This is a genomic window from Rhizobium sp. Root1334 (assembly GCF_001426665.1).
Taxonomy (GTDB): domain Bacteria; phylum Pseudomonadota; class Alphaproteobacteria; order Rhizobiales; family Rhizobiaceae; genus Pararhizobium.
Genome location: NZ_LMEY01000023.1, coordinates 379,150 through 391,744, shown reverse-complemented (window position 1 = coordinate 391,744; position 12,595 = coordinate 379,150). Strand labels below are relative to the sequence as shown.

9 protein-coding genes are annotated in these 12,595 nt (G+C 61.3%); 6 read left to right on the top strand and 3 right to left on the bottom strand.

What is annotated here, in order from left to right; all coding sequences use genetic code 11:
• Position 1: 1 nt before the first annotated feature.
• Together ASD36_RS20340 and ASD36_RS20335 are read right to left on the bottom strand one after the other, a co-directional pair.
• On the bottom strand, positions 2 to 1,381 hold the full coding sequence (locus ASD36_RS20340) for an amidohydrolase family protein (RefSeq protein ID WP_060506694.1): 1,380 nt from the start codon (positions 1,379 to 1,381) through the stop codon (positions 2 to 4).
• Positions 1,382 to 1,392: 11 nt separating this feature from the next.
• On the bottom strand, positions 1,393 to 2,931 hold the full coding sequence (locus ASD36_RS20335) for an aromatic amino acid lyase (RefSeq protein ID WP_060506693.1): 1,539 nt from the start codon (positions 2,929 to 2,931) through the stop codon (positions 1,393 to 1,395).
• 138 nt (positions 2,932 to 3,069) lie between these two features.
• Here ASD36_RS20335 and ASD36_RS20330 point away from each other — a divergent pair, with 138 nt between their 5' ends.
• Positions 3,070 to 4,485, top strand: coding sequence for a LysR family transcriptional regulator (locus ASD36_RS20330; protein WP_060506692.1), 1,416 nt, complete (start codon positions 3,070 to 3,072; stop codon positions 4,483 to 4,485).
• A gap of 84 nt (positions 4,486 to 4,569) precedes the next feature.
• Here ASD36_RS20330 and ASD36_RS20325 read toward each other — a convergent pair whose 3' ends face one another.
• Positions 4,570 to 5,541 carry a GlxA family transcriptional regulator gene (locus ASD36_RS20325; RefSeq protein WP_060506691.1) on the bottom strand — a complete coding sequence of 324 codons (972 nt, stop codon included), beginning with the start codon at positions 5,539 to 5,541 and terminating at the stop codon, positions 4,570 to 4,572.
• Positions 5,542 to 5,653: 112 nt separating this feature from the next.
• On the opposite strand from ASD36_RS20325, the gene ASD36_RS20320 reads away from it, so the two are divergent.
• The 5 genes from ASD36_RS20320 (at position 5,654) to ASD36_RS20300 (ending at position 12,416) form a co-directional block, all read left to right on the top strand.
• Positions 5,654 to 6,556, top strand: coding sequence for a 3-keto-5-aminohexanoate cleavage protein (locus tag ASD36_RS20320; RefSeq protein WP_060506690.1), 903 nt, complete (start codon positions 5,654 to 5,656; stop codon positions 6,554 to 6,556).
• A gap of 211 nt (positions 6,557 to 6,767) precedes the next feature.
• Positions 6,768 to 8,258, top strand: a complete 1,491-nt coding sequence (locus ASD36_RS20315; protein ID WP_060506689.1) for a carnitine 3-dehydrogenase — start codon at positions 6,768 to 6,770, stop codon at positions 8,256 to 8,258.
• A 148-nt stretch (positions 8,259 to 8,406) separates the two neighbouring features.
• Positions 8,407 to 9,567 carry an acyl-CoA dehydrogenase family protein gene (locus ASD36_RS20310; protein ID WP_060506688.1) on the top strand — a complete coding sequence of 387 codons (1,161 nt, stop codon included), beginning with the start codon at positions 8,407 to 8,409 and terminating at the stop codon, positions 9,565 to 9,567.
• Between the two features lie 7 nt (positions 9,568 to 9,574).
• Positions 9,575 to 11,629, top strand: coding sequence for an acetate--CoA ligase family protein (locus ASD36_RS20305; RefSeq protein ID WP_060506687.1), 2,055 nt, complete (start codon positions 9,575 to 9,577; stop codon positions 11,627 to 11,629).
• Positions 11,630 to 11,633: 4 nt separating this feature from the next.
• The gene (locus tag ASD36_RS20300) at positions 11,634 to 12,416 is read left to right on the top strand and encodes a carnitinyl-CoA dehydratase (RefSeq protein ID WP_060506686.1); all 783 of its coding nucleotides are present in this window, start codon (positions 11,634 to 11,636) and stop codon (positions 12,414 to 12,416) included.
• Positions 12,417 to 12,595 lie beyond the last annotated feature (179 nt).

Sequence of the window (12,595 nt, the reverse complement as noted above, 5' to 3'; positions counted from 1 at the left end):
ATCAGAGCGCCTCGCGCAGCGGCAGGCTGGCGAGCGGCCGGACGAATTGACCGGCCCCCGGCGCTGCCAGCACCGTCTTGCCGTCATAAACCTGTGCGCCCCGGTTATAGGTGGCAGCCACCCGCCACGGCAGGCGAATGCCGTTGTAAGGCGACCAGCCGACAACATTGTTGCCGCTTTCAGCCGCATCATAGGTATAGGGCTCCGGTATCAGCACAGCGATATCCGCATCCTTGCCGGTTTCGAGAGCACCCTTCTGGTGATCCAGCCGGAAATGGCGGGCTGGATTAAGCGCCATCAGTTCGGCTGCGCGTGTCAGCGGAATACCGCGTTCCAGTGCACCCTTGATGAACAGCGGGATCATCACTTCCAGCCCCGGCACGCCGGACGCATTGGCCAGCATGTCCGGATTGGTCTTGCGATTTTCCGACCAGCTGACGTGATCGGTCGAGACCATCGTCACCTTGCCGTCAGCCACATGCCGCCAGAGTTTCTCGACTTCAGCCCGCGGCCGGATCGGCGGGTTGATTTTCGCTTTACCGCCCAACCGCTTCACATCGTTTTCCTCATCGAGGATGAGATAGTGGATGCAGCATTCGATCGTGGCGTGGAAACCCTGAGCCCGGTAGGCGGCCGCGATATCGTAGCCCCGCCCGACGGAGCAATGCACGACATGGGCCGGGCAACCGGTGGCCGCCCCCGTTTCATAAATCTGGTTGGTCGCAAGCAACTCCGTCAGCGGCGGGCGCGACAGGCCATGGGCACGGTAATCGGTAATCCCCGCCGCCTTGACCTTGTCTATTGCGGCCCGCACCGCCTCGTCGTCCTCGTTGTGCACGCCCGCAGCCAGACCGGTTGGCGCGATGGCTGCAAAACAATCCTCCAGCAGGCCGGCCGGAATGCGCGGAAAGCGTTTCGGGTCCGTACCGAAGGTCGAGAACTTAAAGGCGGCAACACCAGCGGCAACCATTTCGCCAATTCGCGCCGGGCCTTCCTCCGGGTCGATCGTGCCATAGAGCGCGAAATCGACACGCGCCTGTTTTCCGGCGTGATCGATCTTGCGTTGCACCGCTTCCGCCGAGCAAACCAGATTGCCCTCGTCATAGGGCATATCGACAATCGTCGTGACGCCACCGGCAGCAGCCGAGCGCGTCGACCAGATGAAATCCTCCTGGTCTTTCTGGGACAGCGAATGCGTCTGCGCATCGATGGCGCCAGGCAGGATCAGGGCCGTGCCCAAATCATGGCGTTCGCGCGCAGACGGCATGGCACCCTGCCCGACCAGGCCCACCTTGCCATCACGCACGGCGACAAACCCGCCTTCGACGACACGATCGGCCAGAACTACAGTGCCTTTCAAAACCAGATCGAAGTCAGACATCTTTGTTTCCTCTACTGTCCGAGCGCGAAGAAAGTATCGAATTCCGGCATTGGCGCCGCTGTTACGATTTCCTCCAGCAAACGGCCGCAGGCAAAATCATGATGCAGCACCTCGATTTCTTTCGAGAGCGGCCGGTCCTTAAGATAGGTGGGGCTGACGGCGCGCACGCGATCATAGGCAATCCGGGTGACGCCTTGTGGCGTATCGCCGAGCAAATCGACCGCCTGGGCCGAGAGCATCGCCTCGATCGCCGCCATTTGCCGGAGATCGCGGACCTGGGTTTCCATACGCTCGACGATCAGAGGCAGGAAAGTCGCCTCCTCCTCCAGTCCACCGGCAACGACGATCGACTGCGCTGACAAGGGAACCGCCAACGACTGGACGCGCATATAGAGTTCCACCACCAGCTTCATCAGTGGCCCGAGACCGCTAGCAATCTCGCCCGGTGCAACGAGGTTGACCGGCAGGTTTCGCCGCACGCCGTTGGACAGAAGGACGCAGCGGTTCAGCACATTGCGCGCCACATGCGAAAAGGCGATCTGTGCGGTCTCGATGTAAAGCGTCGTCGTCAGCGGCAGCGAGGCGCCGGACGAGTGAACCTGCCCGCCCAGCACGACCGGATTGTCGTCGGACAGATAGGTCGCATCGACAAGGCGTTCGGCAGCGACCAGCAGCGTATCGACCACCGCGCCAAAGACCTGTGCCGTCATGCGCAGGCTCAATGGATCGTGAATTGCTGTCGGCAACGGCCAGTCGACACAATCGGACTGACCGTAGAGCCATGAGCCGACCAGCGCTTCGCCACGCGTTCCCAGCGTCGCCGCGACCCGCCATGGGTCGGCCGACGCGCCAAGTGCAAGCGACGACATCAGCCCGGTGGTCATCAGCACGCGCACGGCCGAGGCGGCCTCGCGCAAAACGTCAGCGGCAGCAGCAAATGCCGTCGCATTGACGCTCAGCGCCGCAAGAGCGTCGCGCGGCAGCATGACAAAGGGCGAAAGTCCGGCACGCCGCAGGGCCTCACCGGCATCCAGTAACTCGTCCTGGTAGAAGGCCTGCCCGGTACCCGTCAGGACAGAAGCAACCTGCCCCATCAGGCCTATATCAGCGCAGCCGATCGAGCCATGGCGATGCACCGCCGGCACGACGTTCCGTTCAAGAAGCCCCAGGAAAGCCTTGACCAGTTCGACGCTGCAGCCCGTATGGCCGCCAAGCGCGGTATTGATACGGATGGCGATGGCCTTGCGCACAATGGCCTGAGAAAACAGCGGGCCGGTACCGAAATGGTGCGCCTTGACCAGAGCCGTGTTGAATTCCACCAGATCATCGACAGTCCAAAGCCGGTCCTTCATCGAGCCGACGCCGGTATTGGCGCCATAGACCGGCAGACCCATGGCGATGCGATCGGCGATGACTTTGTGGGCCGTGTCGACCCGTTCAAACGATTGCTCGGAAACAACTGGCACGAACAGACCGGAGCCGATTTTCTCCAGTGCGGAGAATTCGAGCGGATTGCCGTTGAGGACGATGGTTTTCACCGATGCATGCATGCTTTGACTCACCTTGTTGGCAGCATGCTATGCCCAATATCCCGGTTTATGTTATATCCCAAAAATGAAACACGAGATGCCGGTAACCGTACAGATCGGCACGGGTTTATAATTTGGCTTCATGGGATCAAACCACCGATGGACATTGCCACCCTTTCCCTGGTCCACGCGATCCTTGAGCATCACGGAATCCGCCGGGCAGCAAAGGCAAGCGGCAGGCCACCCGCAAGTGTCAGCGCCGCTCTGAAACGGTTCGAAGCTGCCATCGCAGTCCCACTCGTCCGGCGCGACCGCGGCAATCTGGTGCCGACGCTGGAGGCACAAAGCCGGATGGCGGACCTTACTGCGGCAAACGCGGCGATCCAGTTGCTGTTACGGCCTTCACCGACCTCAAATCTTCAGGCAGAACCTCACCCATCGTATGAGGTCTTCCAGCAAACTCCCTCTTCTCCCCAGCGGGGAGAAGGTGGCCCGAAGGGCCGGATGAGGGGGACGGTAAGTTCCGAAACCGCGGAAAGAGCCCCCTCATCGCCTCGCATCCGCTCGGCACTTCTCCCCGCCGGGGAGAAGAGGGAAAGCATCGCCAACGCTGACATTCGCGGTTCGATATTCGTCCGGCCCATACCCTCCATCAGCCTGACAGCACTGGAGCGCTTCGTCACGGTCGCCCGTAGCGGCAGTATCCGTGGCGCGGCAAAGGTTTCGGCAACCGGCCAACCGCAGCTGACACGGCAGATGAACGACCTGGAGCGGGATCTCGGCTATGCGCTGATGCTCCGTTCGGCCTCCGGCATCACCTGCACGGCCCAAGGGCTGGCGGCAATCCCGGTCATTGAAAATCTGCTGGAAATCTGGCGCAGGCTGTCCCGCGCGTCCGGCGACCGCTTCCGCCGCGCGGCGGCGACCTGGCGTTTCGGCTCGGTCATGCCGCTCGGTCCGGAAAGCGAGATCGCCCGCATGCTGGCAGCACTGACGGCCAAGTGGCATCGTGCCCGGCCGCGCCAGCCGCTGTTCGTGTCGAGCGCCACTGCCGACGAACTAATCGCCGGATTGAAGAACCGCCGCTTCGACGTGGTTCTACTCGATTTGGAAAGCTACCCATCGGAATTCGAAGGCAAGCTGATTTCGCGCACGCCCTTGGCGTTGGCTGGTCATCCCTCACTCTTTGCAAAACACGGTGACGATATCGGCGCATTGCTGCAATCCAATCCGATTGCGGTCCCGAGCCTGAAGAGTGGTTTGCGCCAGCAGGCCGCCCATTTTATCGACGCGGCGCTAAGTGAACAGGAACGCAGCCGGCTGACATTGACCGAGGTTGATTCGATCCCGGTCATCCTCAATCTGGTAACGGATCACGGCTATCTTTCAGTGTTGCCGGAAAGCTCGGCCGCCCGCGTGCGAAACGCCCCGGCCATGCGCAGGCTCGGCCCGAATTACATGCAAAGCCTGTCGCTGGCCTGGCAGAAAAACGCGCTTTCGCGGCAGGTGGCGGAAGCCATGCTCAGTATGATGACGGCGGAAGAAACAGCCGGCATCGCAGTTGCTTTCGATTGAATCACTTCCTGCGCGACGGGCGCCAAACCTCTGATCCGACTCATCAATCCGTCACCTGTTGAATCAATGCATGAACTTACCCTCTCAGCTCTTCAGCTTGACGCGCCTGCGCGTCTCGCTTGGGCTTTCACGGTAATGAGCGCGATAACTCCGTGAGAAGGCCGAGGATGAATTGAAGCCGGTGACAGCGGCTATATCGGCGAAATCGGCTCGCGTTTCGATCACCTTGCGCCGCGCGGCATTGAGCCGGAGCGCCAGATAATGGGCATGCGGCGCCACTCCCATCGTCTCCTGAAACAGGTCCTGCAAATGACGGGCGCTGACACCCGTGCGGCGGGCGAGACGGGCAAGCGTCAGTGGCACCTCGACGGTCTCTTCCATCAGCTTGACGGCCATACCCACCCGCGCATCGAGAATGCGCATATTGCCGATCGCAGGGACTTGCAGCAGATCGCCGCGCGTGCGCTCCTGCTCGTAGATGAACAGTCGTGACACTTCGAGCGCCAGCGAATAGCTGTGCTGGCGGCGGATCAATTCGAGCATCAGGTCGAGCGTCGGCAGCGAACCGCCAGTAGTGATGCGCTTGCCATCAATGACGAAACGCTCGCGCACCGTGGTGATCTGCGGATAGGCGGCCGCAAAATCCTCGAAATCCTCCCAGTGGTTGGTCGCCGAGAAATTGTCGAGAAGGCTGGTCTCCGCAAGAAGCCAGGTGCCGGCTTCGATCCCGGCCACCACCTCGCGATGCCGTGCCGTTCGCGACAAGAGCATCTTCAATTGCGTGGTCGCGTAGGCCTGCCAGTTGTAGCTCGAGAGCACAAACAGCGGGGCCGTCTCATTCTGCGGCCGGAATGGCCTGGCAACAGGAATGGGAATACCGCTCTTGGTCTCGATCGGCTGGCCGTCCGGGCTGAAAATCGTCCAGTCATAGAGTACCTTTCCGGCAATACGGTTGGCGGCGCGAAGCGGCTCGATGACCGACGCGGCGAGGATCAGATTGGTCTCCGGCAACACCAGCAAGTCGAGATGCTGGGTTCCATCGCTTGGAACGAGCATTCGTCCATCTCCAGCTTCTGGTTCCGAGAATGTATAACAGACATCCGTTAAAGAAAAGCAGAGCCGTCATTCTTGGCTCGTAATGCACCTCAAGAACAAGGGGAGGCCTTTTATGCCATTGAGCATGAACCGCGACGTTTTCATCACCTGTGCCGTCACTGGGTCCGGCGACACCGCCGGCAAGTCGCCGCATGTGCCACGATCGCCAAAGCAAATTGCCGCATCGGCCATCGATGCTGCCAAGGCGGGTGCCGCCATCGTCCATTGTCATGTGCGTGATCCGGAGACCGGCGCACCCAGCCGCCGCAACGATCTCTACAAGGAAGTCACCGATCTCATCCGCTCCGCCGATGTCGATGTGGTCTTGAACCTTACGGCCGGTATGGGTGGAGACATGATTTTCGGCAATGTCGAAAGCCCGCTGCCGCTCAATCCCAATGGTACCGACATGGCCGGCGCCACCGAGCGCGTCTCCCATGTCGCCGAATGCCTGCCGGAAATCTGCACGCTCGATTGCGGCACGATGAACTTTTCTCTCGGCGATTACGTCATGACCAACACGCCGTCGATGCTGCGGGCCATGGCCAAGATGATGACCGATCTCGGTGTGCGCCCGGAAATCGAAGCTTTCGATACCGGCCATCTCTGGTTCGCCAAGCAGCTTGTTGAAGAAGGCCTGATCGAGGATCCGGTCCTGATCCAGCTCTGCATGGGCATTCCGTGGGGCGCGCCCGACGACCTCAACACCTTCATGGCGATGGTCAACAACGTGCCTCAGAACTGGACCTTCTCGGCCTTCTCGATTGGCCGCAACGCACTCGCCTATCCGGCAGCCGCGGTGCTCGCCGGCGGCAATGTCCGCGTCGGGCTGGAAGACAATCTCTACGTCGGCAAGGGCCAGCTCGCCACCAACGCGCAGCTTGTCGAAAAAGCCGTCGGCGTCATCGAAGGCATGGGCGCCCGGATTATCGGCCCGGCCGAGGTGCGCGAAAAGCTGAAGCTGACGAAGCGGTAAGGCGAACAGCGGAGCGTGGGTTCCCCCTCATCCGCCCTTCGGGCACCTTCCCCCCGCTGGGGAGAAGGAGGAACTGCCGCAATCGCTGAGCCCAAGACTGAGCACGAAAGACGCCGCGAACACCCTCTTCTCCCCAGCGGGGAGAAGGTGGCCCAAAGGGCCGGATGAGGGGGAGCCCGGAAGACGAAATGATAAAGGGAACACGACAACCATGACCAAAATCACCAAGGCGGCCTGCATCGGTGGCGGCGTTATCGGCGGGGCTTGGGCGGCGCGCTTCCTGCTGGCCGGCATCGACGTCAACATGTTCGATCCGCATCCGGAAGCAGAGCGCATTGTCGGCGAAGTGCTTGGCAATGCCGAGCGCGCCTATGCCATGCTGACCATGGCGCCGCTGCCTGCGAAGGGAAAACTCACCTTAGTCAAGAGCATTGAAGAGGCCGTGCAAGGCGCTGACTGGATTCAGGAAAGCGTGCCGGAGCGTGTCGACCTGAAGCGCAATGTCATTACCCAGATCGATGCGGCTGCCGACCCCAAGGCGCTGATCGGTTCGTCCACATCGGGCATCATGCCGACGGACCTGCAGCGCGACATGAAGCATCCCGAACGCATGTTCGTCGCCCATCCCTATAATCCGGTCTACCTTCTGCCGCTCGCCGAACTCGTCGGTGGCGAGAAGACCGCCAAGGCCACGCTGCAGGACGCCAAGGCGAAGCTCGCGCCGATCGGCATGAAGGGCGTCATCATCAACAAGGAGATCGAGGCTTTCGTCGGCGACCGCCTGCTCGAAGCCGTCTGGCGCGAAGGTCTGTGGCTGATCAAGGACGATATCTGCGACACCGAAACGCTCGACGACGTGATCCGCTACTCCTTCGGCATGCGCTGGGCGCAGATGGGCATGTTCGAGACTTACCGTATCGCCGGCGGCGAAGCCGGCATGCGCCACTTCCTCGCCCAGTTTGGCCCCTGCCTCTCCTGGCCCTGGACCAAACTGATGGACGTGGTCGATCTCGATGACGAGCTGGTGAACAAGATCGCCGGCCAGTCCGATGCGCAGTCCGGCGCCCGCGGCATTCGCGACCTGGAACGCATCCGCGACGAAAACCTCGTCGGTATCATGCACGCCTTGAAGAGTGGCGATGGCGGCAAGGGTTGGGGTGCGGGCAAGCTGCTCGCCGATTTCGAGGACAGCCTCTGGGCAAACGCCGAAAAGCCGTCGCCCGACCTCGGTCAGGCCCAGCCGATCCGTATCCTCGACACCAAGGTCAATGCCGCCTGGGTCGATTACAACGGCCACATGACCGAGCACCGCTACCTGCAGGTCTTCGGCGACACCTCCGATGGCGTGCTGCGCCTGATCGGCGTCGATCTGGAGTATGTGAAGAACGGCCACAGCTACTACACCGTCGAGACCCATATCCGCAACCTTGGCGAAGCCAAACTGGGCGATGCGCTCTACTCGACCTGCCAGATCCTGTCCCACGACGAAAAGCGCCTGCATATCTTCTCGACGATCTACAACACAGCCACCAACGAAGCTGTCGCCACCGCCGAGCAGATGATGCTGCATGTCTCCTCCAAGGAGAGCAAGGCCGTGCCCGCCCCAGCCTCCGTGCTGGGCAGGGTCAAGGCGATTGCCGAGGCGCATGCCTCGCTGCCGAAGCCGGACGGTGTCGGGCGTGCCGTTGGGCAGAAGCGATAGTGCTCCCTCGTCTCCCCAGCGGGGAGAAGAGCCGAGCAAAGCGAGGCGATGAGGGGGGTGGGCCGAAAGGCCCCCTCATCCGGCCCTCCTTCTCCCCGATGGGGACAAGAAAAAGATCGCCCCGAATAAAAATACGAGGGAACACAACATGGATTTCGCACTTACCGAAGAACAGCAGATGATCGTCGATACCGTGCGCGGCTTCGTCGAGACGGAAATCTATCCGCATGAGAACGAGGTCGAGCGCACCGGCATCGTGCCGAAGGAGCTCGGCCAGGAGATTGCGCGCAAGTGCAAGGATCTCGGCTTCTTCGCCTGCAACATGCCCGAGGAAGTCGGCGGCGCCGGGCTCGATCACCAGACGTTTACGCTGGTCGAACGCGAACTTGGCCGCGGCTCGATGGGCCTGACGGTGTTTTTCGGCCGCCCTTCCGGCATCCTGATGGCCTGCAATGACGAACAGCGCGAAAAATACCTGATCCCGGCGGTCAAGGGCGAAAAGTTCGACGCACTCGCCATGACCGAGCCGGATGCCGGTTCCGATGTGCGCGGCATGAAGTGTTTTGCCAGGCAGGACGGTGACGACTGGATCGTCAACGGCACCAAGCATTTCATTTCGCATGCCAACATCGCTGACTTCGTCATCGTCTTCATCGCTACCGGTGAGGAAGAAACCCCACGCGGCCCGAAGAAGAAGATCACCTGCTTCCTCGTCGACCGCGGCACGCCGGGCTTCGAAATCCGCAACGGCTATGACTCAGTCTCCCATCGCGGTTACAAGAACTGCATCCTATCGTTCGATGATTGCCGCCTGCCCTCGTCTGCCATTCTCGGCGAAGTGCACAAGGGCTTCGACATCGCCAACGACTGGCTCTACGCCACCCGTATCACGGTTGCCGCCACCTGCGTCGGCCGTGCCCGCCGGGTGTTCGATTATGCCCTACCCTATGCCGCCGAGCGCAAGCAGTTCGGCAAGCCGATCGGCGCCAACCAGGGCGTCTCGTTCAAGCTCGCCGACATGATCACCGAAATCGACGCCGCCGACTATCTGACACTCGCCGCCGCCTGGCGGCTCGATCAGAAGCTTCCCGCCAACCGCGAAATCGCGTCGGCAAAACTCTATGCCTCCGAAATGCTCGCCCGCGTCACGGACCAGGCAATCCAGATCTATGGTGGCATGGGCCTGATGGACGATCTGCCGCTTGCCCGCTTCTGGCGCGATGCCCGCGTCGAGCGCATCTGGGACGGCACGTCGGAAATCCAGCGGCACATCATCAGCCGCGACCTCTTGCGTCCGTTGGGAGCGTGATTGATCCATGACACGCTCTCTCGACCGTCTGATCCGGCCCAAATCCATCGCCGTCTTCGGCGGCAAGGAAGCACGCCGGGTCATCGAACAATGCGACAAGATGGGGTTTACCGGTGATATCTGGCCTGTGCACCCGAAGCAGGACGAAATCCTCGGCCGCCGCTGCTATCGCTCGGTGGCCGAGCTTCCAGCGGCCCCTGACGCCTCCTTTGTCGGCGTCAACCGCCAGCTGACCATCGACATCATCCGCGACCTGTCTGCCCGGGGTGCCGGTGGCGCCATCTGCTATGCCTCCGGCTTTCGCGAGGCCGTCAGCGAACTCGCCGATGGCAACGACCTGCAGGAAGCGCTGGTCACAGCGGCCAGTGACATGCCGATCGTCGGCCCCAACTGCTATGGCTTCATCAACGCGCTCGATGGCGCCCTGCTCTGGCCGGACCAGCACGGCATGCAGCGCGTCGAGCGCGGCGTCGCCGTTCTCACGCAATCGTCAAACATCGCCTGCAACATATCGATGCAGATGCGCGGCCTGCCGCTCGCCTATATCATGACGGCCGGAAACCAGGCGCAGACGGGGCTCTCGGAGCTTGCGATCGCAGCGCTCGAAGATCCGCGCGTCACGGCCGTCGGCCTGCATATCGAGGGTTTCGACAGCATCGAGGCCCTGCAGCGGCTGGCAACGCGGGCGTGCGACCTGAAAAAACCGGTTGTCACCCTCAAGGTCGGAAAATCCGAAGCCGCCCAGCTCGCGACGGTTTCTCACACCGCTTCGCTTGCAGGCAATGACGCCGTTTCCGGCGCCGTTCTCGAACGTCTCGGCATCGGCCGGGTCGATACACTGCCGGAGCTGCTCGAAACACTGAAACTGCTCCACCTGCATCCACCTCTGAAAAGTTTCGACATCTCATCGATGAGCTGCTCCGGCGGCGAAGCATCCCTGATGGCCGATGCCGGGGTGAAGCGCAAGACCGTGTTCCGGGCTCTCAAGGACGAGCAGCGGCTGCCGCTGCGCGAAAGCCTCGGCGAAATGGTCACCATCGCCAATCCGCTCGACTACCACACCTTCGTCTGGGGCAACCTCGAAAAGCAGACGACCGCCTTTACCGCGATGATGAAGGGCGATTACGCGCTCAACCTCATCGTTCTCGATTTCCCCCGCCAGGATCGTTGTGACGCGGCCGACTGGAACACCACCTGTGAGGCTGTCATTGCCTCGACAAAAGCAACTGGGGCCGTTGCCGGCATTGTCGCCAGCCTCGGTGAAAACATGCCGGAAGATACAGCTTTGTCTCTGATATCAGCCGGTGTCGTCGCCTTTTCCGGGATCGATGAAGCCATCGCCGCCGCCGAAATTTCGGCCGGTATCGGTGCCACCTGGGCAAAGCCGGCTCCGGCTCCGCTCCTGTCCGCACGAGCGGACGACGGAGACATCATCACAATCAGCGAAAGCGCGGCCAAGGCTGAACTGGCAGCATTCGGTCTTGTGGTGCCCACGGGAAAAACCGCAGCCAATGCGGATGAAGCAGCCGATGCGGCCGAAGCGCTCGGTTTTCCGGTCGTGCTCAAGGGCCTTGGCGTTGCCCACAAGACCGAAGCCGGCGCCGTCAAGCTCAACCTTGGCGACCGGCAATCGGTTCTGGAGGCGGCCGACGCCATGAAGACGGTCGCATCCGGTTACCTCGTCGAAAAAATGATTGCAAAACCCGCCGCCGAAATCATCGTCGGCGCGCTGCGCGATCCCGTCGCCGGTCTGGTCCTGACCATCGGCGCAGGCGGCATTCTGGTGGAATTATTGGAAGATTCGGCGATTTTGACGCTTCCAACGACGCCGGAGGCCATCGGTGAGGCCATTTCCGGCCTGAAAATCAGAAAGCTGCTCGATGGCTATCGCGGCGGCCCGGCAGGCGACGTGGCGGCCCTTATTACAGCTGTCGCTGCTGTAGCATCCTATGTCGCTGCAAACGCTTCAAAGCTCGAAGAACTCGATATCAATCCTATCATGGTCTTGCCGCAAGGGTCTGGAACCGTTGCAGCCGATGCCCTGATCCGTCGAAGGAAATGACCCTATGACCGGACCTATCAGAACACGTCGCGAAGGCGGTATTCTCGAAGTCACCATCGATCGGCCGAAGGCCAATGCGATCGATCTGGTGACCAGCCGCATCATGGGCGAAATCTTTGCCAGCTTTCGCGACGAGGATAGCTTGCGTGTCGCGATCATTACCGGCGCCGGTGAAAAATTCTTCTGTCCAGGATGGGATCTGAAGGCCGCAGCCGGCGGTGACGCGGTCGATGGCGATTACGGCATTGGCGGTTTCGGCGGCATGCAGGAACTGCGCGACCTCAACAAGCCGGTCATCGCCGCCATCAACGGCATCTGCTGTGGCGGTGGGCTTGAGATTGCGCTTTCGACCGACATGATCCTGGCGGCCGAACACGCGACCTTCGCGCTGCCGGAAATCCGCTCCGGCACCGTTGCCGACGCTGCCTCGATCAAGCTGCCCAAGCGCATCCCCTACCATATCGCCATGGACATGCTGTTCACCGGCCGCTGGCTGGATGCGGCAGAAGCCAATCGCTGGGGCTTCGTCAACGAAATTCTGCCCGCTGACAAACTGATGCAGCGCGCCTGGGATCTCGCCCGCCTGCTCGAAAGCGGCCCGCCGCTGGTTTACGCGGCAATCAAGGAAGTGGTCCGCGCCGCCGAAGGCGAGGATTTCCAGACGACGATGAACAAGATCACCAAGCGCCAGTTCAAGACGGTCGACATTCTTTATTCGAGCGACGACCAGCTGGAAGGCGCGCGGGCCTTTGCGGAAAAACGCGACCCGGTGTGGAAGGGAAAATAACGGTCGCAAACCGCCGCAACGGAAGGGCGCAGGACAATTATCTTCGGCTTTCAATCATAAGCCAGACTTATGTAAATTGCCAAATTTTTATGTGAATACAGAGCGCACTTCAGAATATACCATTAATTTCAACGGGTTTTCGGCGCAGGAAATCCCCATTTCACGAAAGGCTCGATTGC